This is a genomic window from Sphingomonas aerophila (genome assembly GCF_014199305.1).
In the GTDB taxonomy this organism is placed as follows: domain Bacteria; phylum Pseudomonadota; class Alphaproteobacteria; order Sphingomonadales; family Sphingomonadaceae; genus Sphingomonas; species Sphingomonas aerophila.
Genome location: NZ_JACIJK010000005.1, coordinates 140,468 through 164,714 on the forward strand (window position 1 = coordinate 140,468; position 24,247 = coordinate 164,714).

At 66.5% G+C, this 24,247-nt stretch carries 21 protein-coding genes, 1 tRNA gene and 1 other RNA gene; 15 read left to right on the plus strand and 8 right to left on the minus strand.

What is annotated here, in order from left to right; all coding sequences use genetic code 11:
- Positions 1–79: 79 nt before the first annotated feature.
- The 7 genes from FHS94_RS09045 (at position 80) to FHS94_RS09075 (ending at position 5,557) form a co-directional block, all read left to right on the plus strand.
- Positions 80–2,038: an alpha/beta hydrolase family protein gene (locus FHS94_RS09045; RefSeq protein WP_184056974.1), complete on the plus strand. Its 1,959-nt coding sequence runs from the start codon at positions 80–82 to the stop codon at positions 2,036–2,038.
- A 213-nt stretch (positions 2,039–2,251) separates the two neighbouring features.
- On the plus strand, positions 2,252–2,497 hold the full coding sequence (gene infA, locus FHS94_RS09050) for a translation initiation factor IF-1 (RefSeq protein WP_184056976.1): 246 nt from the start codon (positions 2,252–2,254) through the stop codon (positions 2,495–2,497).
- 23 nt (positions 2,498–2,520) lie between these two features.
- Positions 2,521–3,090 (plus strand): Maf family protein, encoded by a 570-nt coding sequence (locus FHS94_RS09055; protein ID WP_184056978.1) that lies wholly within the window; start codon positions 2,521–2,523, stop codon positions 3,088–3,090.
- A complete protein-coding gene (locus tag FHS94_RS09060) occupies positions 3,083–4,087 on the plus strand; it encodes an Rne/Rng family ribonuclease (RefSeq protein ID WP_184056980.1) in 1,005 nt (334 codons plus the stop codon). The genes FHS94_RS09055 and FHS94_RS09060 overlap by 8 nt, the downstream gene beginning before the upstream one ends.
- Complete coding sequence (locus tag FHS94_RS09065; protein ID WP_184056982.1) at positions 4,084–4,257, plus strand: DNA gyrase inhibitor YacG; 174 nt, start codon at positions 4,084–4,086, stop codon at positions 4,255–4,257. The genes FHS94_RS09060 and FHS94_RS09065 overlap by 4 nt, the downstream gene beginning before the upstream one ends.
- A gap of 32 nt (positions 4,258–4,289) precedes the next feature.
- A tRNA-Phe gene (locus tag FHS94_RS09070) sits at positions 4,290–4,365 on the plus strand.
- A gap of 82 nt (positions 4,366–4,447) precedes the next feature.
- Positions 4,448–5,557: an ABC transporter ATP-binding protein gene (locus tag FHS94_RS09075; RefSeq protein ID WP_184056984.1), complete on the plus strand. Its 1,110-nt coding sequence runs from the start codon at positions 4,448–4,450 to the stop codon at positions 5,555–5,557.
- Here the strand turns inward: FHS94_RS09075 and FHS94_RS09080 are convergent.
- Genes FHS94_RS09080 through FHS94_RS09090 form a run of 3 tightly spaced genes read right to left on the minus strand, consistent with a single transcriptional unit; the run spans position 5,518 to position 8,482 of the window.
- Complete coding sequence (locus FHS94_RS09080; protein WP_246348470.1) at positions 5,518–6,369, minus strand: carbohydrate ABC transporter permease; 852 nt, start codon at positions 6,367–6,369, stop codon at positions 5,518–5,520. The two genes, FHS94_RS09075 and FHS94_RS09080, sit on opposite strands and share 40 nt — an antisense overlap.
- On the minus strand, positions 6,360–7,253 hold the full coding sequence (locus FHS94_RS09085) for a carbohydrate ABC transporter permease (RefSeq protein WP_184056986.1): 894 nt from the start codon (positions 7,251–7,253) through the stop codon (positions 6,360–6,362). The genes FHS94_RS09080 and FHS94_RS09085 overlap by 10 nt, the downstream gene beginning before the upstream one ends.
- On the minus strand, positions 7,250–8,482 hold the full coding sequence (locus FHS94_RS09090) for an extracellular solute-binding protein (RefSeq protein WP_221234666.1): 1,233 nt from the start codon (positions 8,480–8,482) through the stop codon (positions 7,250–7,252). The genes FHS94_RS09085 and FHS94_RS09090 overlap by 4 nt, the downstream gene beginning before the upstream one ends.
- Before the next feature lie 223 nt (positions 8,483–8,705).
- Between FHS94_RS09090 and FHS94_RS09095 the strand changes: the two genes are divergently transcribed.
- From FHS94_RS09095 to FHS94_RS09110, 4 genes are read left to right on the plus strand one after another with little or no spacing between them, the layout of a single operon-like run.
- The gene (locus FHS94_RS09095; protein WP_221234667.1) at positions 8,706–11,675 is read left to right on the plus strand and encodes a TonB-dependent receptor plug domain-containing protein; all 2,970 of its coding nucleotides are present in this window, start codon (positions 8,706–8,708) and stop codon (positions 11,673–11,675) included.
- A gap of 60 nt (positions 11,676–11,735) precedes the next feature.
- Complete coding sequence (locus tag FHS94_RS09100; protein WP_184056991.1) at positions 11,736–14,225, plus strand: DegT/DnrJ/EryC1/StrS family aminotransferase; 2,490 nt, start codon at positions 11,736–11,738, stop codon at positions 14,223–14,225.
- On the plus strand, positions 14,222–15,277 hold the full coding sequence (locus tag FHS94_RS09105; protein ID WP_184056993.1) for a glycosyltransferase family 2 protein: 1,056 nt from the start codon (positions 14,222–14,224) through the stop codon (positions 15,275–15,277). The genes FHS94_RS09100 and FHS94_RS09105 overlap by 4 nt, the downstream gene beginning before the upstream one ends.
- 29 nt (positions 15,278–15,306) lie before the next feature.
- Positions 15,307–15,966: a nucleoside/nucleotide kinase family protein gene (locus FHS94_RS09110; protein ID WP_184056995.1), complete on the plus strand. Its 660-nt coding sequence runs from the start codon at positions 15,307–15,309 to the stop codon at positions 15,964–15,966.
- Between the two features lie 6 nt (positions 15,967–15,972).
- On the opposite strand, the gene FHS94_RS09115 is transcribed toward FHS94_RS09110, so the two are convergent.
- Both FHS94_RS09115 and FHS94_RS09120 read right to left on the minus strand, forming a co-directional pair.
- Entirely contained in the window at positions 15,973–16,983 is a 1,011-nt protein-coding gene (locus FHS94_RS09115) for an inorganic phosphate transporter (RefSeq protein WP_184056997.1), read from the minus strand.
- A 13-nt stretch (positions 16,984–16,996) separates the two neighbouring features.
- Positions 16,997–18,112 carry a DUF47 family protein gene (locus FHS94_RS09120; protein ID WP_184057306.1) on the minus strand — a complete coding sequence of 372 codons (1,116 nt, stop codon included), beginning with the start codon at positions 18,110–18,112 and terminating at the stop codon, positions 16,997–16,999.
- A 113-nt stretch (positions 18,113–18,225) separates the two neighbouring features.
- On the opposite strand from FHS94_RS09120, the gene FHS94_RS09125 reads away from it, so the two are divergent.
- Positions 18,226–20,382 (plus strand): histidine kinase dimerization/phosphoacceptor domain -containing protein, encoded by a 2,157-nt coding sequence (locus FHS94_RS09125; protein ID WP_184056999.1) that lies wholly within the window; start codon positions 18,226–18,228, stop codon positions 20,380–20,382.
- Positions 20,383–20,395: 13 nt separating this feature from the next.
- Here the strand turns inward: FHS94_RS09125 and FHS94_RS09130 are convergent, their stop codons facing one another.
- Positions 20,396–20,911 (minus strand): biliverdin-producing heme oxygenase, encoded by a 516-nt coding sequence (locus FHS94_RS09130; protein WP_184057001.1) that lies wholly within the window; start codon positions 20,909–20,911, stop codon positions 20,396–20,398.
- 180 nt (positions 20,912–21,091) lie between these two features.
- Between FHS94_RS09130 and FHS94_RS09135 the strand changes: the two genes are divergently transcribed.
- Positions 21,092–22,321: an MFS transporter gene (locus tag FHS94_RS09135; RefSeq protein ID WP_246348504.1), complete on the plus strand. Its 1,230-nt coding sequence runs from the start codon at positions 21,092–21,094 to the stop codon at positions 22,319–22,321.
- 46 nt (positions 22,322–22,367) lie between these two features.
- On the opposite strand, the gene ssrA is transcribed toward FHS94_RS09135, so the two are convergent.
- Positions 22,368–22,743: a transfer-messenger RNA gene (gene ssrA / locus FHS94_RS09140) on the minus strand.
- A gap of 40 nt (positions 22,744–22,783) precedes the next feature.
- On the opposite strand from ssrA, the gene FHS94_RS09145 reads away from it, so the two are divergent.
- Complete coding sequence (locus FHS94_RS09145) at positions 22,784–23,215, plus strand: RrF2 family transcriptional regulator (protein ID WP_184057003.1); 432 nt, start codon at positions 22,784–22,786, stop codon at positions 23,213–23,215.
- Here FHS94_RS09145 and mscL read toward each other — a convergent pair.
- A complete protein-coding gene (gene mscL, locus FHS94_RS09150) occupies positions 23,212–23,652 on the minus strand; it encodes a large conductance mechanosensitive channel protein MscL (protein ID WP_184057005.1) in 441 nt (146 codons plus the stop codon). The two genes, FHS94_RS09145 and mscL, sit on opposite strands and share 4 nt — an antisense overlap.
- Positions 23,653–23,733: 81 nt before the next feature.
- On the opposite strand from mscL, the gene FHS94_RS09155 reads away from it, so the two are divergent.
- Positions 23,734–24,240, plus strand: a complete 507-nt coding sequence (locus FHS94_RS09155) for an NUDIX hydrolase (RefSeq protein ID WP_184057007.1) — start codon at positions 23,734–23,736, stop codon at positions 24,238–24,240.
- The last annotated feature ends 7 nt before the right edge of the window (positions 24,241–24,247 follow it).

The window sequence follows — 24,247 nt, forward strand, 5'->3', positions numbered from 1 at the left end:
AATTGACGAGCAATCTCGTCCTGTTAATCTCTCGATTGCGGCTTTGGGGGCAAAGCCGGATCAAAGGGGGTTACTTTACATGTCGCACCGTCGCGCGCTGTCGCTCGCCATCACCCTATTTGCCACCAGCCTGGCTAGTGCACAGACCGCAAGCCAGACTTCTGCGCCGACACCCGTCGGAGCGGTCGCAGATGGCGAGGGACCGGTGCCCGTCGAGGTCTTCGCGCAACTCCCGATGCTCGATAAGCCCCGCCTATCCCCAGATGGCACGCGCATTGCCGCAAAGATGGCGATCAAGGGTGTCCAGCACCTCGTCGTTGCGCCACTATTCGGGGGCGAGCCAACCGCATTAAAAGTGGGAGCGGACGTCGATATCAATTGGTGGCGCTGGGTCGGCGATAACTGGCTGATCGCTGGCGTCGGCGGCCAAACAACCATCTTAGGCGACGAATACTACATCACCCGAATGCTCGGGCTCAGCGCCGATCTTAAGAAGCAGACGCAGATTGACTGGACCCATTCCGGTATCCGGGCCGACGATCTGCTCTGGTCTGCGCGTGACGGCAGCCCCCGCATTCTCTTCTCACGCTCAACAGGCGTCGAAACAACGGTCGATGTCCACCCTTCCGTTTGGGAGGCTGACGTGTCGACGGGAAAGGTCAAGCGGGTCGCCCCCAGTCAGACCGATGTTTGGGACTGGTACGCCGACGGCGCGGGAACACTGCGCATGGGTATCCGCTATACGGATAACACCGGCAAATCAGCGCTGCTTTATCGCGCTTCGAACAACGAACCCTTTCGCACCATCGCGCGCGGTGACTCGAGGAAGGACAAAAGCTTCATTATCCCCACCATCTTCCGGGCAGACGGCACTGCGCTTGCCACCAGTGACAATGATGGGAGGGATGCCCTGTACGAAGTATCCCTCCCCGATCTCACGCTCGGCAAGAGGATATACGATCATCCGGGCTACGACATCGACGGCGTTGTCGAGAATGGCACCAGCAGCGACGTCCTGGGGATAAGCGTAACGGACAAGTTCGACCATGTCGTCTGGCTCGATCCCGACATGAAGAAGGTTCAAGCCGCGGCCGACGCGGCGGTGGGCGATCGACGCGCGCGCATCATCTCGCGAAACATAGATGGGACGCGCATGCTGGTGGAGATTGGTGGCCCGTCGCAGGCGGGAACAATCTTTTATTGGGACATCGTCGGCGACCGAATGCAGCGCTACGCCTTCCAGAACGCCGCGCTGCGCAACCGCAGCCTCTCACCGGTCAAAACCGTCCACTATACGGCTCGGGATGGCACGCCGATCGAAGCGGTCTTGACGCTGCCGCGCCGACGCGAAGCCAAGAACCTACCATTGATAGTGCTGCCCCATGGCGGCCCGATTGCCCGCGACAGCGAAAGCTGGGACTGGTGGGTGCAATACTTGGCCGAGCAGGGCTATGCTGTGATCCAGCCGAATTATCGCGGCTCGTCGGGCTATGGCACTGCCTTTCTCAAGCTGGGAGAGGGCGAATGGGGTCTGAAGATGCAGGACGACCTCAACGACGCCATCACTTATCTTGCGAAAGAAGGTATCGCCGACTCCAGGCGGGTCTGCATCGCGGGGGCCTCCTATGGGGGCTACGCCGCGATGCGCGCCGCGGAGCGCGACGGAGCGCTGTACCGATGTGCGATCTCCTATGCCGGCGTTTCAGACCTTGCCGGGATCAAGCGATACGACGCGCAATTCCTGAACGGAAAGACGCTTGGTCGTTACTGGACCAAGCGTGCGACCGACTTGCAGTCCGTGTCGCCGCGATTCGGCGCGCAGAAAGTGTCCATTCCTGTGCTGTTGATGCACGGGAAGGAGGACAAGCGCGTTCCCGTTAAGCAATCGCGCCAGATGGCAGAGGCGCTGAAAGACGCGGGCAAGACCTACGAGTATGTCGAGCAGCCGCTGGGAGACCATCATTTTACCCGCAGTGAAGATCGTCTCGAGTTCTTGAAGGCGATGGGCGCGTTCCTGGCGAAATATAATCCCGCTTAAGAGGGAGAGCGGGACCTACGTAGATACGGCTCCACCCCCACGATCTCTCGATCACGCCCCTCTCCGCATCGCGCCGCTCAGGCAACGGCCCTTGAACGACGCCGCCCTGCTCGCCATCTTCGGACCAAGTCGCCGGGCTATCCAGCCCCACGCCTTCCCTTTGCGCGCCCTTTCCCGTATGGGCGGCGCGATTTTCAGACATAGAGGTCCTGTTTGCCCAAGGAAGAACTGCTCGAAATGCGCGGCCAGGTGGTCGAGCTCCTGCCCAACGCGATGTTTCGCGTCCGGCTGGAGAACGACCATGAGATCCTGGGCCATACCGCCGGCAAGATGCGCAAGAACCGCATCCGCGTCCTTGTCGGCGACGAGGTGCTGGTCGAGCTGACCCCCTATGACCTGACAAAGGGCCGGATCACCTACCGCTTCATGCCCGGCCGCGGCGGCCCCGGCCCGCAATAATCCCCTTTGCCTTGGAGTCGGCGATGAAGCTGGTTCTCGCCTCCTCCTCGCCCCGCCGGCGTGAACTGCTCGGCCGTTTGGGGCTGGAGCCCGCCCGGATTGCCGCGCCTGACGTGGACGAAACGCCGCTAAAGGGGGAGCTGCCGCGCACCTATGTGCTGCGCGTCGCGCTTGCCAAGGCGCAGGCGGTGGATCGCGCGGCAGATGAAGTGATCCTGGCCGGCGACACCACCATCGCGGTCGGCCGCCGCATCCTCGGCAAGCCTGCCGACGAGCGCGATCTGCGCGCCATGCTCGGCCTGCTATCCGGCCGCCGCCACCATTGCCTGTCCGCGGTCGCCGTGGTCGGCATGAACGGCAAGCTCCGCCACCGCCTGTCTGACACCACCATTGCCTTTCGCCCCCTCTCCCCGGCGGAGATCGACGCCTATGTCGACACGGGCGAGGGGATGGGAAAAGCTGGCGGCTACGCGATCCAGGGCCGTGCTGAAGCGTGGGTGCGCCACCTGGCGGGTTCGCATTCGGGCGTGGTCGGCCTGCCGCTTCTTGAGACCCGCGCCTTGCTCCGGGCCGCTGGATTGCCGCTTGCCTGAGTGGCTGGTGGAGCACGGCATCGGGGAAACCCGCGCCGCGCTGGTGGAAAACGGCCGCATCATCCGGGCGGAGGTGGAGCGAGACGGCGCGCTGCGCGTCGGCACCGTTGCCACGGCCCGCTTCGCCGCGACGCTCGCCGGCCGCCGTGCCGTGCTCGCGACGCTGGATGACGGGGCCGAGGTCATGGTCGATTCGCCTCCCCGCCAGGTCGGCCCCGGCGCCCGCTTCACCGTTCGCGTCGTGCGCGAAGCCATCACCGGCTCTCGCCGCGGCAAAAAGGCCAAGGCGGTCGTGGTGGGGGACGACGAAGCGCTCGGCACCGGCCCTAGCCTCCACGATCGACTTGCCGCCGACGGCACGCCCGTGCGCCCGCTGCACGCCTTCGGTCCCGACCTGCTCGAAGTCGCGGGCTGGTCCGAACTGATGGAAGAAGCGCGTACCGGCGTCGTGACCTTCCCCGGCGGCACGCTGCTGATCGAGAGGACGGAGGGCATGACCGTGATCGACGTCGACGGCACGCTCGACCCCGCCCCGCTCGCCGTCGCGGGCGCGCGTGCTGCGGCGGGAGCGATCGGTCGCCTGCGCCTGGGCGGTTCGATCGGCATCGACCTGCCCACCACCGACAACCGCGCCGCCCGCCAGGCCGCCGCCGACGCTTTCGATGCCGCCATGTGCGTGCCGTTCGAGCGGACGGCAGTGAACGGCTTTGGCTTCATGCAGGCCATCGTTCACCGCCCGCGCGCCTCCCTGATGGAACTGATCGCCGGCGACCAGGCGCTCGCCGAAACCCTGTCGCTCTACCGCCGCGCCGAACGCGAACCGCCGCCAGGCACCCTCGTGATCCGCGCAGCGGCGGCCGTGGCCGCGGCCGCACGTGCGGAACACGACGCAGCCCTGTCCGCCAGGGCAGGCGCGCCCGTGCGCTGGCAGCCGGACCCGTCGCTCACCATCTGGCAGGGCAGCGCCTTTCGCACCCCTGACGAGACCCGTTCATGACCGCCCAGACCTGCCCCACCTGCGGCAAGCCCACTGCTGCCGAGTTTCGCCCCTTCTGCTCGCGCGGGTGCAAGGATCGCGATCTTCTCGCCTGGCTTTCCGAAAGCTATCGCCTGCCCGGACGCGAACCGATGCACGACGGGCTAGACACGGACGAGAACCCCGACTAGACGCGCGCTTCCGAACGCGAAAGCGGCTCCGGGCCCAGGTAGCTCAGTTGGTAGAGCATGCGACTGAAAATCGCAGTGTCGGCGGTTCGATCCCGTCCCTGGGCACCACAAACAACCTACGTATCGCTGCGCTGCCGTCCGGCTTCCACGGGGCTTGTTCCCCGCGCGGTCGCCTCGCATGGTCGCAGGCATGGCAAGTGTCGAGATCGCCGGACTGGGCAAGCGCTTTGGCGCGGCCACCGTGCTCCATCCCACCGATCTCCACATCGAAGACGGCGAGTTCGTGGTCATCGTCGGCCCGTCGGGATGCGGCAAGTCGACGCTGCTGCGGCTCGTTTCCGGCCTGGAGCAGCCGAGCCAAGGGCGGCTTTCAATCGGCGGGCGGGATGTCACCGATGCGGCGCCCGCCGACCGCGGCGTCGCCATGGTGTTCCAATCCTATGCTCTTTACCCGCACCTGACCGTCGCGGAGAACATCGCCTTTCCGCTCAAGGTAGCGCGGGTGCCGCGGGCCGAGCGCGACCGTCGCGTCGCGGCTGTTGCCGACGCGCTCGACCTTACGGAGTTGCTGGCGCGCCGACCACGCGCGCTGTCGGGTGGGCAGCGTCAACGCGTGTCGATCGGCCGCGCCATCGTGCGCGACCCCAAAGTGCTGCTGCTCGACGAACCCTTGTCCAATCTCGACACCGGGCTGCGGGTTCGGATGCGGCACGAATTCGCCCGGCTTCACCAGCGGCTCGGGGCGACCATGATCTACGTCACCCACGACCAGCTGGAAGCGATGACGCTTGCCAACCGTATCGTGGTGATGAACGCCGGCCGGGTCGAACAGGTCGGCGCCCCCCTCGACCTCTATGCCCGGCCCGCGAGCCTCGCGGTGGCCGCCGCCATCGGCTCGCCCGCGATGAACCTGTTGCCGGTCACGATCGCGGCGGCGGATGAGCAGGGTGCGACGGTGTCGGTGCCCGGCGACGGGTCAATCCGGGTTCCCGCGCGCGTGCGGGCTGACGCAATTGGCCGGACCGCGACGCTTGGCATCCGGCCGGAGCATCTGCGGGTCGACGAAAACGGCCCGTTCGGCGGGCGAGTGGAGCTGTTCGAGCGGCTGGGGCCGCTGTCCTTCGCGCACCTGGGAGAACGGGGCGGCGCGGACACGCTGGTGGCGCAGTTGCCGGGCGACCGGCAGGTGACGCTGGGCGACGCGCTGTTCTTCACCGCCGCTGCGTCCGACCTGCACCTGTTCGCGGCGGACGGCACGGCCTATCCCTTGACGCTGCCGCCCAGCAGCCCGCCGATGTAGAAACGCTGCAGGGCCAGGAAGAGCAGCAGAACCGGCAGCGTCGTGACCACCGATGCCGCCATCATCAGTTCACCATCCGCGCTGTGTTCCCGCGCGATGGAAGCGACCGCGACCGGCAGGGTGAACAGGTGCTGGTCGGCGAGGACGATCAGCGGCCACAGGAAGTCGTTCCACGATCCCAGGAACATGAACAAGGCCAGCGTCACCGTCACCGGCGCCAGCAGCGGCAGCACGATCGACACGAAGATTCGCGCCTCGCTCGCCCCGTCCAGCCTGGCGGCGTCCAGCATCTCGTCCGGGATCGACATCGTCGCCTGCCGAACAAACAGCACCGCAAAGATACCGGCGAGACTGGGCAGGATCACGCCCGCATAGCTGTTAACCAGCCCCAACTCCTTGAAGATCAGGAACAAGGGCAGCATCGCGACCTGACCTGGCACCACCAGGGCAGCCAGCAGCATCTGAAGTAACCGCTCACGCCCGCGAAAGCGCAGCTTCGCAAAGGCATATCCGGCCGGCACCGTCATCAGCAGCCCGAGCAAAGTCGATACCGCCGCGACCCCTAGGCTGTTCCAGATCGCGGGCACGATGCGGTAATCGAACCAAGCACCATCGATCAGCCGGCGGGCGAGGAGTTCATGGTAATTCTCCCAGCTCCACCGGCTCGGCCACAAGGGCGGCGGGAACTGCCCGGACTCGCCGCGCGGCATGAAGGACACGGTGACCATCCACAGCAACGGCGTGATCACCAGCAGGGTCAGCACCGCGACGGCCAGCGTCGACAAGACCGCTCGGGCTCGCCTCACAGCCATTCGTATCGCCTCCCCATTCGGGCCTGCACGAACGTCAGCGCCAGGATCAGCAGGAACAGGACAAACGCGACCGCGCCGGCCTGACCCAGGTTCCACCATTTCAGGCCCTGGTCGAACATGAAGTAGAGCACGGTGGTCGTGCTCTGCGCCGGGCCGCCCAGTGTCATCACATATGGTTCCGTGAAGATCTGCAGGAACCCCGCGACGCTCATCACCGCGGCGAGCAGGACGGTCGGCCCGATCGCGGGCAGGGTGACGTGTCGGAAGCGGGTCCAGCGCCCTGCCCCGTCCAGCCGTGCCGCCTCGTCCAGATCCTGCGGCACCGCCGACAGGGCGGCGGTGAACACCACCATGTTGTAGCCGAATACCTTCCAGGTCACGAACAGGAGGATGGCGGGAATGGACAGGCGCGGGTTGCCCAGCCAATCGACGGGAGCGATGCCGACCACGCTCAGGGCGTAGTTGAGCAGGCCGAAGCGGGTGTTGAGCAGGAACCGCCACACCACCGCAGTCGCCACCACGCTGGTGACGTAGGGCGCGAACAGGAGCACCCGCCACAACGGCTTCCAGTGCACCGACGCACTGTTGAGCAGCAGGGCGGCGCCCAAGGATGCCCCGATCGCCATGGGCACGCCCAGGATCGCGAAAACGGCAGTGTTGCCCAGCGCGCGCCAGAACAGCGGCGTGGAGAACAGCTGAACGAAGTTGTCCACCCCGACGAAGCGCAGATTGGACCAGTCCGCCAGCGCGTACACGCTATAGTCGGTGACGCTGAGGGCGAGTGCGAGCAGCGTCGGCAGGATCAGCATCAGCACAATCGCGGCCAGCACCGGCAGCACGAACACCCATGCCGTCCGCGCACCCGCATGTGCTCGGATCGTCATGCGATCCGCCCCGCTTCAACCAGCGCGCGCCGCTTGGCGAGCATCAGGTCGACCCGCCTGTTCATCTCGGTCGTTGCCGTGTTCACATCGACCAGGCCGCGCACGACCCGCTCGGCGATAAGCTGAACCTCGGCGCGGATCTGCTCGAATTCGACCAGAGCCGGGGTCGGGGAAAGGTGCGCGATCTGCTCCGCAAAGGGCTTCAGGGTCGGGTTTGCCAGCTGCGGATCACGCCAGGCACTCGCCCGCGCCGGCAGATCGCCGATCAGCCGCTGGAACCGCAGCCCAGACGGGACAGAGGTCATGTGCCGCACCAGCGACCACGCCTCGCGCGGGCGGCGGCTGGTCTTTGCGACAACCAGCGTGTGGCAGGCACCGGGCGCCGCCGCCGGGCCATGGGGGGTGGGCATCGTGGCGGTGCGCCATTTGTCGGGCGGGATCTCGGCGGCCCGGCGACGCATGTCGAGCAGCAGCGATGGGCCTTCGGGGTAGATGGCGAAATACCCCTGTGCAAAGGCACCGACCGGGTCCTGGATCTGCGTCGCCAGCACGCGCGGCGCCAGGCCATCGTCGAACAGCGACTTGTAGAAGCGCAGTGCCTCGCGAAACTCGGGACTGGCAAAGTCCCCGCGCGTGTTGCGGTCGCGCAGCAGCCCGGCGCCCAGTTGCGCGGCGAAGGTCAGCAAGGCTTCGGGCCAGTTCAGGTACAGCAGAATGGTGAACGCATCGGGGTATCGCCGCTTCAACGCCAACCCCATCTGCCGCCACTCCGCCCAATCGGCGGGCGGCTCCGGGTAGCCCGCCTGCTCGATCAGGTCGCGGCGGTAATATTGGACCTGCGTACCGATCACCCATGGCACGGCGTAACCGCTGCCCCCCGCCCGCGTGAGGTTGAGCGCGCCGGGCAGCATGTCGTCCAGCAACGTGGCGTCGGGCATCCGGGCGAGCGCGCCGACCATCGCGAACTCGCCAACCCAATGCGCCGGAAGCATGAACACGTCTGGTAACGAATTGCCCGCAAAGGCTGTCAGCAGCTTTTCATGCGCCTCGGTCCAGGACAGCGTTTGTGTCTCGACGCGGATGCCCGTCATCCTCGTGAAGGCGGTCGTCAAGTGAGGCGAATAATCGCCCTCATAACCCATCGCCCAGAATGACAGGGCGTCAGGGTCGGCCCGTCGGGTGCAGGCCCCGGTCGCCCAAGCCGCCGTCCCAATGCCAGCAGCGGCCATTACCCGGCGGCGGGTCCACATGGAACGGGATCTGGAAGCAGGAAATGCCACGACAGCTTTGGGCTGCCACTGCATGGGCGGCAACGCCAGTGATCCCGGGCATTTTCCCGCTCGATTCTTTAACATGCATCATCGCCGTGGGGAGGCGCGCTGCAGGGATCTGAGTTACAACAAGATAGCAGAAACGGGGAAAGCCCTGGCCTGCGAGAACAAGGGAATCCCGATGTCGATCATCACCACCCGTGCCGCCCTGCTGGCGAGCATCGCCGCGCTCACGCTTGCCTTGCCCGCCCACGCGCAAACGACGCCGGCTACCCCCGCTGCCGACGTGCCCACCGCCACCCAGGCCCAGGGCAGCGCCATCGCCGGGCAGGATGCAACCGCGGAGGCAGTTGCACCGGCCGAGGGTGATCCGCAGGCCGATGTCGTGGTCACCGGCTCTCGCATCGCCCGTCCCGACTTCGCGGCCCCCAACCCGATCGTGTCGTTCAACGCTGCCAATATCCAGCAATCGGGCAACACCAACGTCACCGCGTTCCTGCAGCGGGTGCCGGCGCTGGTCGGCTCGCGCGACAGCACGCGCAGCGGCGGTGGCGACGCGGTGTCCACAGGGCAGTACGGCCAGGCGGGGTTGAACCAGCTCAACCTGCGCAACCTTGGCACCAATCGCACGCTGGTGCTGGTCGACGGGCGCCGGCATGTCGCGGCCGAGCCTAGCACGGCTGCGGTCGACATCAACGCGATCCCGACCGACCTGATCGCCCGTGCGGACGTGCTGACTGGCGCCGTATCGGCAGTGTATGGCGCGGATGGCGTGACAGGCGTCGTCAATTTTGTCCTGAAGCGCGACTTTGAGGGACTCAGCGCCCGCGCGCAGATGGGCGTTTCGCAATATGGCGACGGCGCCAACCGCTTCGCGTCCGTGCTGGCCGGTCGCAATTTCGGTGACGGACGCGGCAACATCACGCTGGCCTATGAGTACAGCGCCGAGGAGCGGCTGCCGTATGAAAACCGCAAGTTCCTTCGCCAGGGCAACCGCGCGTACCTCATCCCCAATGACGCGGACCGACCGGACAACCCCAACGTGCCTGACAACATCCTGGTCGGGAACCTGCACTACACCGACATTTCGCCGCTCGGCGCGGTGTTCGTGGGTGGCGAAGCCAACCCAAGCTATGACGGCCTGGGACGACCGTATGACCGCGGCACGCCGGCGGCCTATTACTTCACGGGCGGGGTCAGCACGGATGTGCCCGGCTTCTATCAGGGCGACCTGTCACCAGACATCGACCGGCACGCAGTCGATCTGCTCGCGCACTACGACTTTTCTGACGCGTTCAAGCTGTCGATCGACGCCAAATATGCGCAGGCCGCGACGGAGACGTTCGGCCAGTATCCTGAAACCTATTACCTGCCCATCTCGCTCCAGAACCCGTTCATTCCGACCACCATCCGTCAGGCTGCGGCGACGGCGGGGGCGGAGAACCTGTTCTTCAACCGGGCAAACATCGATTTTGGCCGGCTGGGTGAGCACGACAAGCGCCGCACCTATCGCGGGGTGGTCGACGTCGCGGGCCGCATTTCCGATCACGCGACCTACGACGCCTATTACCAATATGGTCGTACCAGCGTGCGGATCACCCGGCTGGGCGATCGGTTAAACCAGCAATATCTGGACGCGCTCGACGCGGTGACGAACCCGGCGAACAACGCGATCGTCTGCCGCTCCACCCTGACCAGTCCGGGCAATGGCTGCGTGCCGCTGAACCCGTTCGGCGCGGGGCCGGCGACGGCCGAACAGCTTAGCTATTTCCAGGTCAACGACACCAGCAATTCGCTGATCGAGCAGCATGTCGCCAGCGCATCGGTCAGTGGTGACTTCGGCCAGTTCTTCACCCTGCCGGGCGGCCCGGTCCAGTTCTCGTTCGGTGGCGAATATCGTCGCGAGAGCAGCCGTTTCGACCCGAGCCAGCGCCTGGTCGATGCCGTGTTCTTCCCCGGTGACGAACCTGCGCTGGTCGCACCCAGCCGCGGCGCGTTCGATGTGTGGGAAGCATTTGGCGAGCTGAACGTCCCGATCCTGAAGGACCAGCCGTTTGCGGACCTGCTTTCCGTCGGTGCCGCAGGCCGGTATTCGGACTATTCCACGGTCGGCGAAGCGCGCACCTGGCAGTTCAACGGCGTCTATGCGCCGGTTCGCGACATCACCTTCCGCGGCAGCTACGGCCAGGCGGTGCGCGCGCCCAACATTGGCGAGTTGTTCCAGCCGACCACCAGCAGCTCCAATTTCTTCACCGATCCCTGCACGCCGCGGGAGATCAACAATGGCACCCAGTACCGTGCCGCCAACTGCCAGGCATCGCTCGCCGCAGTGGGCGCGGTGGTTGCTGAAAGTTTGCAGACGGGCGACTTTGTGGATGGCGTCGCGTCGGGCAATCGCAACCTGCGGCCCGAAGTCGCGCGCACCTGGACGGCAGGGCTGGTGTTGCGCCCGCGCTTCCTTTCGGGCCTGACTGCCTCGTTCGACTGGTACAACATCCGCCTGAACGGCGCGATCAACACGGTTACCCCGTCTGACCTCGCCAATCTGTGTGTCGACCAGCAAACGCTCGACAACCCGTTCTGCGCATCCTTCACCCGCGCGCAGGGGACCGGCCGCATTAACGGCTACACCGTCGGGCCGCAAAATGTCGCGAATTTCCGCACCGCGGGGCTGGACTTCAACATTGATTACCTGATCCGCACGACCAGCGTCGGCACGTTCGACCTGCGCCTGGTCGGGGGCTATCTCGACAAGCTGGAGTTCACCGGCATCCCCGGCGCGCCTGTCACCAACCGGCTCGACCAATTCGGCAGCCCGCGCTGGAACGCCACCTTTTCGCCAAGCTGGACGCTGGGCGCGGTGTCCGTGAACTATAACCTGCGCTGGTTCAACGCGACCCGCGCCTATGACCGGAACACCACGGCCGCCAACCCGGACGTTGCCGCGGGCCGATATCAGCGCTTCGACGCACTGTGGCAGCATGACGTGCAGGTCGCGTTTCAGGCGGAGAGCGGTTTTGGCTTCTATGGGGGCGTCACCAACCTGACCGACCAGAAGCCGGACCCGGCAGCATTCGGCACCAACGTGCCGATCTCTCCCCTTGGCCGTTTCTTCTATTTCGGGGTGAAGGCGCGGCTGGACGGCAAGTAACGTCAACCGCTTCTTAGGGAGGCGGGGGGCATAGCAGCCGCGAACCTAACGCGAGCTGCCATGCCCCCCCTTCCCCTGATCGCGCCCCAACCGCCGCGGCTGAGCGAGCTTGGCGAGGCGCTGCGACGGGTGGAGGCATCCGGCGTATTCAGCAACAACGGGCCGGAAGTCCGCGCGTTCGAAGCGGAGGTGACCGAGCGGCTGTTCGGCGGCACCGGCGCATGCCTGGCAGTTGCCAACGCGACGTTGGGACTGATGATCGCGATCCGGGATGCGGCGGGCGGCCACCCGCGCCCGGGCACGCTGGCGCTGATGCCCGCGCTGACCTTTGCCGCGACGGCGCAGGCGGCAAGCTGGGCTGGGCTGACCCCGCTGATTTGCGACGTCGATCCGGACGACTGGTCGGCCAGTGCCGCCGCCGAAGAGCAACTGCTTGCCCGCCATGGCGAGCGCATCGGCGTGGCCGTTCCTTACGCTACGTTCGGCAACGCGATCGACCTCGACCGTTATGCCTGGATCGCGCAGCGCTATCGCGTCGGCGTAGTGGTCGATGCAGCCGCGTCGCTCGGCACGCTGGACGAACGGGGCCGGGGTTTTGGCACGGGCGCCCCGTTTGCCACCGTGTTCTCCATGCACGCGACCAAGACCTTTGCGGTAGCGGAGGGCGGGCTGATCCACAGTGCCGACGCAGACTGCATCGCGCGGCTGCGCGCCATGGCCAATTTCGGCTTTGTTGAGGGTCGCAGCGCGTCGTTGCCCGGCATCAACGCCAAGCTGCCGGAGGTGCTCGCCCTGATGGCGCGGGCCAAGCTGACCGAGATCGACGACGTGCTTGCGCGTCGTGCGGCGGTGGAGGCGGCCTATCGCGATGCGCTTCCGGGGTTCGGCGTGCAACGCCCGCTAGGGATGCGCCGCGCGAGCCAGTTCATGCCGGTGCTGCTGCCCGCGGAACTGGCGCCGCAGCGCGAGGCCGTCGCGGCAGCGCTGGCAGTCGAGGGGATCGGGACCGGGTGCTACTTCAGCCCGCACCTCGGCCAGCAGCCCGAGTTTCAGGCCACGGCGCTGATCGAGCCGACCCCGGTCGCCGACCGTATCTCCGCCGCCCTGGTTTCGCTGCCGGTCACGGACGCGATGACCCCCGACGACGCCCGCCGCGCGGCGGGCGCGCTGGTTGCCGTCGTAGAGAAGCTGAGCCGGTCCACGCCCCGCATCGCGGCGTCCGGCGCCTCAACATCCATTGCTACCACGATCGTGATCGGCGGCGGCCCGGCCGGAACCGCGCTTCTGACTGCCGCGACCAAGCGGAACCTGCTGCCCGGCTTCGCCAAGGGGCTGGTCGTGGTGGAACGCGATGCGGCGGTCGGCGGCGGGCGGCTGGGGCGGTATGCGATCACCTCAGATTCCACGGCGCAGACCTTTCTGACCGCGGTCAAGAACAATGCTCACCCGGAACTCGCGGCGCTGGTCGATCATCCGGTCGGGCGAGCCGTCGCCGCTTACCAGGATGCGCTGGGCGTTCCTCTTGTCGAGGCCGGGCCGTTGCTGCGCGTCACGGGCCAGCGCCTGGCCGACCTGACCCGCGCCCATGGTGGGGAGGTGCTGACCGGGCACGAGGCCCTGCACGCCACCGCCGCCGGCGGCGGGCTGTGGCGGGTGCGGCTGCGTCGGCTGTCCGATGGGCAGGAAATCGATCGACTAGCGCGCAACGTCGTGATCGCGACCGGAGGACATCAGCCGCTCGACCGCCTTTCGGGCCAGAGCGTCGCTGGCGTGCCGCTGGTCCAGCTTGCGGGCGATCGCCTGCTCCAATCGGACGACGTGCTGACCGTCGGCGGGTTCGACAAGGTCGCGGACCTGCTCTCATCCCGGCGGGCGCCGCGGATTGCGGTGATCGGCGGCTCGACCAGTGCGCTCACCACGGTTGCCCTGCTGCTGCGTGGGCGGCCCGCCCTGCCGCTTGGCGCGGGCGGCATCACCCTGCTCCATCGCCGGCCGCTGCGCCCCTTCTACCCATCCGTCGAAGCGGCCCATGCCGAGGGCTTCCACGACTTCGGACCGGACGACATCTGCCCTGTGTCGGGTTTCGTGTACCGGCTGGCCGGATTCCGGCTGGAAGCGCGCGAACTGGTGTTGCGAATGCTGGGCGTCGGCGGCCTTGCGCCCGATCCCCGCGTTGCCCTGCACCGGATCACGGGCGACGACGACGCGGCGGCGCGCCAGGTCCTGCGTGAGGCGGACCTGGTCATCGCTGCGCTCGGCTACCGGCCCTTTGCGCTTCCCGTCTTTGCGCAGAACGGTGCACCGATCCCGCTTGCGGCTGGTGCCGGCCGGGCGATGGTTGACCGTCATTGCCGCGTCGTCGGTTCCGACGATGCCGCCGTCCCCGGCCTGTTCGGCATCGGCCTTGCCGCAGGATTCGTCCCCTGGGGGGCGCTTGGAGGTGAAAAGAGCTTCGTCGGCCAGGCGAACGGCCTGTGGCTGTGGCAGAATGATGTCGGATTGATGATCGTCGACCAGGTGCTCGGCCAGCGTGAACGGGCTGCGGCATGACCGCGCCGCTCATCAGCGTCGTTATGCCGACCTGGAACGGTGCGGCGCTGATCGGTGAAACGCTGAACAGCGTCATGGTTCAAACGCTGAGCGACTTTGAGGTGCTGGTCGTCGACGATTGCTCCACCGACGGCACGCGGGACCTGGTGTCCGCATGGCCGGACCGTCGGGTTCGGCTGATGGTCATGGAGCAGAATGGCGGCCCGGTGCTCGCCCGCAATCGCGCCGTGGCGGAAGCGCGGGGCCGCTACATCGTCGGGCTGGACCATGACGACCTGTGCAGCCCCCATCGCTTCGCACGGCAGGTCGCATTCCTCGAGAAGCATTCCGACGTCGTGCTGGTCGGCACCCAGGCGGACTATTTTTGCGAGGGCGTTGTCAGCCCATCCAGCTACCCCGCGGTGACCACCCCCGCGCTAATCGAGTGGCTGACCGCGATCGAGAACCCGCTGGTCTGGTCGAGCACGATGATCCGGGGCGACGCCGCCCGTGCCCTGACCCCGTTTACGCGCCCAGAAATGGTCTACGCGGAGGATTTTGACTTCTACCACCGGCTCCTTTCACTGGGACGGCTGGCGCGGCTTGACGAGCCGTTGGTGACATATCGCCAGCATCCGGGCGGGGTGTCGCGCCGGTTCACGACCATCATGCGCAGCAATGCGGCACGGGTGCTCGCGGCGGCACACGCATCGGTGCTTGGCGATGAGGCGGGGCCAGTAAGTGAATTCATCTCCACCCATGTGATGGGAGGTGAGCCGGTGCCCGATCGCGCGACGCTGATTCGGCTCGGGTCCGCCATCGGCGCATTGCAGCGCCACTTCGTCGGCAGCCATTCGCTCAATGCCGACGACCTGCGGCTGATCCGTTGGGAGACGGCGGCGCGCTGGGCACGCATCGGCCGGGCGGGGCTGCGGGCGGGAACGCTGACCGTGCCGGACGTGCTTGCGGCGCGGCCCGATCACCTTGGCCTCGGCTATGCGGGGCTGGACGCGCTGCTCTGGTCGGGCGCGATCGGCGGCGTCCGCCGGGCGATGGCCGTAGGCGGCCGTTGACGCTGGCGCGCCCTGGGTTAAGCCGCGCCATGGCATTTTACCTGGCGATCGAGGGCGCGGACGGCGCGGGCAAGGGCACCGCTTCTGCTGCCCTGGTGCAGCATCTTGTCGCCGGTGGTCGCCGCGCCGCACTGGTGTCTTTCCCGCGCTATGCCGACACTGTCGGCGGGTTCGCGATCGGCGAGTTCCTGGCCGGGCGCATGGGGCGGGCCGTGACACCGCAGGCCGCAGCCGTTCTGTACGCGCTCGACCGGTTCGAGTCTCGCGACCGGTTGCAGGCGCTGGCGGCCGAGAATGACGTGTTGGTGTTCGATCGCTACCTCGCGTCGAACATGGCCTATCAGGGCGCTCAGGTGGAGAGCGACACCGCTCCCGAGCTGATGAACTGGATCGCCGAGCTGGAAACGGGCAGTTTCGGCCTGCGCCTGCCCGACCGGTCAGTGTTCCTGGACACCCCCGCTGCGGTCTCCCGCCGCTTCATCGCCCAGAAGCACCAGCGCAGCTACACCGACCGGACGTTCGACGAATATGAGGCAGACGACGGGCTGCAGGATCGCGTGCGCGCCAACTATCGCCGCCTGGCCAGCGCGGAACCGTCGCGTTGGCAGGTGGTGGCCACGACGATCAATGATCAGCCGCGCGCGCCAGCCGACATCGCGGGCGAGATTGCCGCAGCCTTGCCGCGCTAGCTGCGGTCAGAAGGCGCGCGATACCAGCAGCGTCAGCCAATAAGTCGCGGCCGCGATCACCCCGGCGGCAGGCAGCGTCAGGAACCATGCAACGACGATGTTGCTCGCCACGTTCCAACGCACGGCCGACACCCGCCGCGCGGCGCCGACACCAACGATCGCGCCGGTAATGGTGTGGGTGGAGGAAACGGGCACGCCCAGGTGCGTCGCCATGAACAGGGTGATCGCACCCCCGGTTTCCGCGCAAAAGCCCTGCGCCGGCGTCAGCCGCGTGATCTTGGACCCCATCGTGTGGACGATCCGCCAGCCGCCCGAGGCGGTGCCGAGCGCCATGGCCGCCTGGCACGACAGCACCACCCACAGCGGCACATGAAATTCGCCGCTGCTGCCGAGCATGCCCTGGCTGTAGAGCAGCACCGCGATGATCCCCATCGTCTTCTGCGCGTCGTTGCCGCCATGGCCGAGGCTGTAGAGCGCGGCGGAGACGAGCTGGAGCTTGCGATAGCGCTTGTCGACGCCGAGCGGGGTGAGCTTCAGGCTGGTCCATGCCACAAACAACACCAGCATCAGAGCCAGCAGCATGCCGACGGCGGGCGAGGTGAAGATGCCGAGCACCGTCTTGAGGATGCCGCTCCACAGGATCGCGCCCGGCCCCGCCTTGGCGAGCCCCGCGCCCAGCAAGCCGCCGATCAGCGCGTGGCTGGACGAGGAGGGAATACCCAGCACCCAGGTGATGACGTTCCAGATAATCGCGCCCATCAGCGCGCCGAAAATCACGGTCGCGTCGATGATGTTGGCGTCGACAATACCCTTGCCCACGGTCTGCGCTACGTGAAGCCCGAACACCGCAAAGGCGATGAAGTTGAAGAACGCCGCCCAGATCACCGCATGATGCGGCTTCAGGACGCGGGTGGAGACCACGGTGGCGATCGAGTTCGCGGCGTCGTGGAGCCCGTTCAGGAAGTCGAACAAGAGCGCCACGCCGATGAGCGCGACCAGCAACGGAAAGGATATCATGGGACCGCTCCGGTCAGGCGTGGTCGATCACGAGACCCTGGATCTCGTTGGCGACATCCTCGAACCGGTCGACCACCTTTTCGAGGTGGCTGTAGATTTCGCGTCCGATCACGAACTTCATCGGATCGTTGGCATCGCACGCCTGCTTGTACAGCAAGCGGATCCCCTCGTCGTGAATGTCGTCCGCCTGCCCCTCTATCCGGATCATGCGCGCGGTGAGCTCGTGCAGCCGCTCCGAATTGGCGGCAAGGTCCCGCAACAGCGGTGTCGCTTCCGCCGTGATCCGGGCCGCTTCCACGATGATCCCGCTCATGTCACGCATCTGCGGCGGGAATTCCGTCACCCCGAACAGCTGAATGGAGGTGGCGGTGCCGTTCATCTGGTCGATCGCATCGTCCATCACCCCGATCAGGTCGGTGATGGCACTGCGGTCGAACGGGGTGACGAAGACGCGCCGCACGTCCTGCAGCACGTCGCGGATGATGTCGTCCGCTTCGTGCTCGCGGCGATGGATCTCCGCGATCTCGTCGGCGATGTCTCCCTCGCGGTGAAGCAGGCGAGCAAGAGCGTCGGCCCCCGCGACCAGGGTCGCGGCGTGAGCATCGAATTGCTCAAAGAACTTGCCCTGCTTGGGCATCAGCGACTGGAACCAGCCCAGCATCGGAAAACGCTCCCTCGTGGTGCTCCGGATCGCGGGCAGGATGTTGCCGGCGAGCCCCGGGGCCGGCTGCTCCCTAAACGTCGCGATCAGTCGCTGCAATTGCGGCTCTTCAACTGCGCTCGCCGCTTCGGGCAAGGGGAACCAACGCGTTTGCCGCTCCTGCCGCTCCGGCCAGTCGGGAAGTTGGCGGGTGACGGCCAGGGGATACACCGTCACCGTAAGCTCACTGGTCGCGCCCGAACGGCGCCGTTTCATGTAGTTGAACGCGCCCAGCGGTGCAGGACAGGCAAATCCGCGCACCCCTGCCTCTTCCCATGCCTCGCACGCGGCCGCCTCGTGACCGGCGAGTCCCGCCATGGGATTACCTTTCGGAATCACCCAGCGCCGGCGCTCACGCGACGTGATCAGCATGACCTCTGCCTGGCCATTGCGGCTGATTCGGTAAGGAAGGGCGGCGATCTGATCTATGACGGGCGCTCCGGTCGGATCGAACCATGTCAGCCCCGCTCCCCCGACGCAATCACATCGGCGCATGATCCGCGCCCATGGACGTTCGGGCATCGTTCGCCTAATGTCTCGCGGTGAAAGACGAAAGCGCGAGTGCGTTGAGCGGGTCCGCCGTTGATCTGACGGATTGTGACCGCGAACCGATCCATATCCCCGGCGCCATTCAGCCGCATGGCCTGTTGCTGGTCGCCCACCGACGAACGCTGGAAGTGATCGCAGGCGCGGGTCGGCTGGAAGAAGAGCTTGCGCCCGATTGGCTCGGCCGCCCGCTCGGTGAATTGCTGCAACAGGATGTCGCGGCGGTATTGGCCGATGTCACGGTGGGACCGGGGGGCACGCTGGCAGCGGCATCGATCACGGGCCTGACCAAGACCTGGTCCGTATCGATTCACCGCGCGGGCGAGCACCTGCTGGCGGAATTGGAGCCCGAACGGCAATCGGTTGCGCGTCCCGGGGCAGCGCTTGCCTGGCTCAACAATGCTGCGACCCAGTTCGAGCGCGCTTCGGACCTGCCCGCCTTGTACGCTCAGGCAGCGTCGATCTTCCGCCAGCTTACCGGCTTCGACCGGGTGATGATCTACCGCTTCCTGGACGATGGCGCGGGCCGGGTCGTGGCTGAGGACCGGCACCCGTCCCTCGGCACCTTCCTCCATCACCACTTCCCTGCCAGCGACATTCCCCGCCAGGCGCGGGCGCTGTATCTGCGCAATCGCACCCGCTCGATCTGCGAAACCCGCTACCATCCGGCGCCGATCCGCCCGGCCGAGTTCGCCACGATCGACCTGTCCGATGTCGGCATCCGCAGCGTATCGCCCATCCACCTCCAGTATCTCAAGAACATGGGCGTGGGGGCATCCGCGTCGATCTCCATCGTCCAGGACGGGGTTTTGTGGGGCCTGGTCGCGTGTCATCACAACAGCGAGCGGCTGCTTGCCCGAGAGGAGCGCGAGGCAGCCAACGTGCTGGCCAGCGGCCTTGCCCGCCAGATCCGGGCCAAGGAAGAAGCGCACGCCTATCGTGAGCGGCTGCGGCTGCGCACCGCGGAGGACCAGGTGGTGCCGCGCCTGAACAGCGATGGCGCTGTGTGGGACTTGGTCGCGGAGGTCATGCCGGAATTGCGGGCCATCCTGGACGCCGACGGCTTTGCCGTTGTCACCGGCCGCCGTGTGACCGGGCATGGCAAAAGGCCCGACGACCTCGAGATCATTGAAATAGCGCGCTTTGCCCGCCAGCGTGGCGCAGAGGTGTTCGCGACGCGGGAACTGTCCAGTGTCCTGGACGAGGCTGCGGCTTATCGCGCGGAGGCCAGCGGGGTGCTCGCGGTCTGCCTGCCGGAGGACAAGGCCACGCTGCTGTGGTTCCGCGCCGAGCGGATCGAGGAAGTGCGCTGGGCAGGCAACCCGCACAAGGCGGTAGCCGGTTCCTCGGACGGCGCGCTTGCGCTGACGCCGCGCGCCTCGTTCGAGAGCTGGTCAACAGAGGTGCGCGGCTGCGCGCGCGACTGGTCGCTGGAGGAAGTGGAAGCCGGGCACCGCCTTCGTCGCGCCTTCGCAGAAGCCGCCCAGGGCCGCGCGACCCGCAAGCTCAACCGCGAACTACAGCGCGCGCTGGCCGACAAGGACGCCCTTCTTCAGCAAAAGGACGTGCTGATGAAGGAGGTGAACCATCGCGTTCAGAACAGCCTTCAACTCGTGTCGGCGTTTCTGTCGCTCGAGGCAAAGGCGTCGGGTGATCCCAAAGTCACCGAGCACCTGACCGAAGCGCAGGCGCGATTGTCCGCGGTGGCACTGGTTCATCGCCGTCTGTACCGGGACGAACAGGTCGAGACGGTGGACCTGTCCCGCTACCTCGACGAACTGATCGGCGACCTGAAGACCTCGCTCGGCGCGGATTGGGCGGGCCAGATAGCGCTGGACCTGACCCCGGTGCTGATGCCGACGGATCGCGCCATCAACATCGGGCTGATCCTGACCGAACTGGTCATCAACGCGACGAAATACGCTTATGGCGGGCGCTCCGGGCCGGTCGGGGTGAAGCTTGAACAATATGGCCGGCGAATTCGGCTGGTGGTGTCGGACCGCGGATCGGGCGTGACCGGCAACCGGGTCGGCTTTGGCAGCCGCATGATGACGGCCATGGTCGGCCGGCTGAGCGGCGAGCTCGATCAGCTCGATAACGAGCCGGGTCTGCGGGTGGTGCTGACGGCGCCGATCGAGGACGCGCCACGCTGAGCGGGCGGGGTGGTCAGCCCTCCCGCTGCGCCCGCAGATAAAGTGCGAAGGTCTGCTCCGCCCCGTCCACGGCGCGGGACAGCCACTCGGCATCGCCTTGCTCGCCCGCGGTGTCAAAAGCGAGCAGCAGCGACCGCCACTCGCCGCTCTCATGTCGCGCGCCCATATAGGCGGCGGGCAGTCCCGCCCCGATCTGGCGGCTGAGCATCGTATTGCCCAGGCGGGATCCTTCCAGCACGTACAGCGCGCCAAATGCCGCTTCCTCACTGGCGAGCGTGAAGCCCAGTTCGGCGGGCCGGGCCTGATTCAATGATGCCAGGTCGGATCGCAACGCTTGCGCTCGGCTGCGCCAGCGCGGCAGGCCGGGCCAGCGCAACAAGGCCTCTTCCGCCGGCAACAATGCGCGGGCGTGCGCTGCCAGCAGGGCGCCATAGCGATCCCGGTCGGACAGGTCATAACCGCCAAAGGCCGCATCAACGGCCTCATGGCAATTGGCGGTGCGGCGGCGAAGCTCCTGGGCGGCGGACATCGCGCAGTCCTATAGCCGTGATTGCCACGGGAGGAAGGGTTGCGTGCCGCAACCGCGGCCCGCACAAGCATGATATGCGCTGCCAGTTCCCGCGCCCGACGCTTACAGCATACGGTCCAGCCTGTGCCGGCTGAGGCGGTGGGCCTATCTGTGACCGGGGCCGTTCGCACGCGCGCCATCATGGCCGGCGCGCTGGGCAATCTGGTCGAGTGGTACGACTTCTACGTCTATGCCTTCACCGCCCTGTACTTCTCGGCCTCCTTCTTTCCGGCCGGCGATCGCACTGCCCAGCTGCTGGCGACTTCCGCCATCTACGCCGTCGGGTTCCTGATGCGGCCGCTGGGCGGCTGGTATTTCGGTTGGCTGGCGGATGCGCATGGGCGTCGGCGCGCGATGACACAGTCGATCACGATGATGGCGATGGGCTCGCTTGCGATTGCGTTTCTCCCCACCCACGCGGCCATCGGCGCTGGCGCACCGGTGTTGCTGCTCGCCGCACGCCTGCTGCAAGGTTTCTCGACGGGCGGCGAATATGGCGCGGTCGCGACGTATCTGAGCGAGGTGACGACGCCGGGACGTCGTGGGCTGCTCGCCTCCGTCCAGTATGTGACCCTGATCGGCGGGCAGTTCGCCGCATTGCTGGTGATCCTGCTGCTGCAATCACTTCTGACCGAAGCGGAGATGCGCCAATTCGGCTGGCGACTTGCGTTCGGGGGCGGCGCAATCGCGGCGATGGGCGTTCTGCTGCTGCGGGCGCAGATGCACGAAACTGTCGGGGAAAGGCACCCGGAGGCCGGACGGATCGGCGCGCTTCTTGCCCATTGGCGTGGGCTGCTGGTCGTAGTCGGGCTGACCGCCGGCGGGTCGCTGAGCTTTTACGTGTTCTCGACCTATATGCAGAAATACCTGGTCAACACCGCCGGCCTTGAGCCGCGCGCGGTGAACTGGATCATGACGGCGGTGCTGGTGCCTTTCATGATGCTGCAGCCACTATTCGGCGCGTTGTCGGACCGGATCGGGCGGCGGCGCAACATGATCGCCTTTGGTGTGCTTGCGACACTGACCACCGTGCCGCTGCTGCGCCTGCTGGGAAGCGTCCAGAGCCCAGTTGCAGCGTTTGCGCTGGTGCTGGTCGGACTCACGATCAACAGCCTCTACACTTCGGTCAGCGGCCTGTTCAAAGCGGAGCTGTTCCCGGTTCATGTACGCGCGCTGGGCGTTGGCCTCGCCTATGGCGTCGCCAACGCGCTGTTCGGCGGCAGTGCGGAAGCCGTGGCGCTCTTCCTGAAGCAGCGCGGCCACGAAGGCGCCTTTGCCTGGTATGCGACCGCCATCTGCGCGGCGGCGCTGCTGACCGCACTGCTGATGCGCGACACGCGCGATCGCGACCCGCTGGCGGACGTCCGATAAGGGAGGTCCGGGGGGATTCTGTTGCCCGGCCCCCCCGGCGGCCGCTGGTGTCCTCTTCTGTTGCCCGGTGAGGCCCGAACCGCGCTATTTTGGAGTAACCTTAGGCCGTGAGGCCCTCAGTTACGCCGCAATCGCGAGTGCTTCGTTATCGTTGGCACTTGTGTAATGGGCCGTTGCGGTGGTCCCATTCCGAGCGAAAACAGCGCTTTTCAACACACGTCGATCCTGGTTCGGCCCCTCTAACGCAGCTGGTGCACGCCACCACGCGTGAAGCGTGGCACTGAGCGCCTCAGCTGCGGTGGTGGAGCCGCCGGGTACTGCCCCCGGGTCCGCTGCGCCTATTGTACGCCGCAGTTTATCGCCATAGCCGGGTCAAACCCGACACCGTTGATATAGGTGGCAGATCGTCAGCTTGCAAACCGCCTTTCGCTCGCCACAAACGAGGGCCATAGCGGCCCCATTATGTTGACCCAGCGTTCCCGATACGCCCTTCGCGCGATGCTCTATCTGGCTCAGGCTCCCGCCGGTGGCCCGCCCGTGCCGATGACCCGCATCGCCCAGGAAGCGAATGTCCCGCGCAAGTTCCTGGAGCTGATCCTGGCCGATCTGCGGGAAGCGGGCCTGTTGGTCAGCCAGCGTGGCAAGATGGGCGGCTATGTGCTCGCCCGCCGCGCGCACCTGATCTCCCTCGGCGACATCATCCGCGTCATCGAAGGGCCGCTGGCACTGGTCCCTTGCGTCAGCCGCACCGCCTATCGCCGGTGCCTCGACTGCAAGAGCGAGGCCGATTGCGCGATTCGCCACGCCATGATGCGGGTGCGCGATGAAACCGCACGGATCCTCGACGGCACCAGCCTGGCCGACGCGACCGTCGAGGATCTGGCAGTCGCTTAAGGCTGGCGACGGACGCGAAGTTCGTCGCGGATCTCGCGCAGCAGTTCGATCTCGACCGGCTCGGGCGGGGGCGGCGCAACCTCTCGCTCGAGGAGATTGGTCGCTCGGTTGATCGTGCGCACCAGCATGAAGATGATAAAGGCGATGATAAGGAAGTTCACCGCCTGGGTGATGAACTCGCCATAACCCAGCAGCGGCACCCCCGCTTTCTTCAACGCGACATAATCGGTCGAACCGGCAAGCTTGGCCGGTATCGGCCCAAGCGGGATGAAGTAGCTGGAGAAATCCAGCCCGCCAAAGACCTTTCCGATGATCGGCATCAGCACGTCTTCGGTCAGAGAAGTCACGATCCTGCTGAATGCTGTACCGATGATCACAGCGACTGCCAGGTCGATCACATTGCCGCGCGCGATGAATGCCCTGAATTCCTTCAGCATCGTCATCTCCTCTTTGGCCCCACGGCAATGTCCTGTACCGGGCCGGCAGAAGCAACCCCTGCAGAGTCCGTGGAGCTAAGAATGAGCGACGGCGATACCGTCTGGCAGGGAAAGTACCTGTCCGTGATCAAACAAGGCAGCTGGGAATATGCCGAGCGCAACGGCGACATCGACGCGGCGGTGATCGTCGCGGTCGACGACGGCCACCTGATCCTGGTGGAACAGTTCCGGATACCAGCCGGGCGGCGCTGCCTGGAGCTACCGGCGGGCCTGGTTGGGGATGAGAGCCAGGGTGAGGCGCTGACCGATGCCGCGGCCCGCGAACTGGAGGAAGAGACGGGGTATCGCCCGGCCAGCGTCGAGGTGTTGGGCGAATATTATTCGTCGCCCGGCATGACCTCCGAACGGTTCACCATGGTGCGCGCGACCGGACTGACCCGGGTCGGCGAGGGCGGCGGCGACGACAAGGAGGATATCACCGTCCACCGGGTTCCCCTGGCCGAGCTCGACGCGTTCGTTGCGAGCAAGCGCGCGGCGGGGGTGGGCATGGATTCAAAGCTGCTGGCGCTGATCGGCCCGCGGCTCTGATCCAACG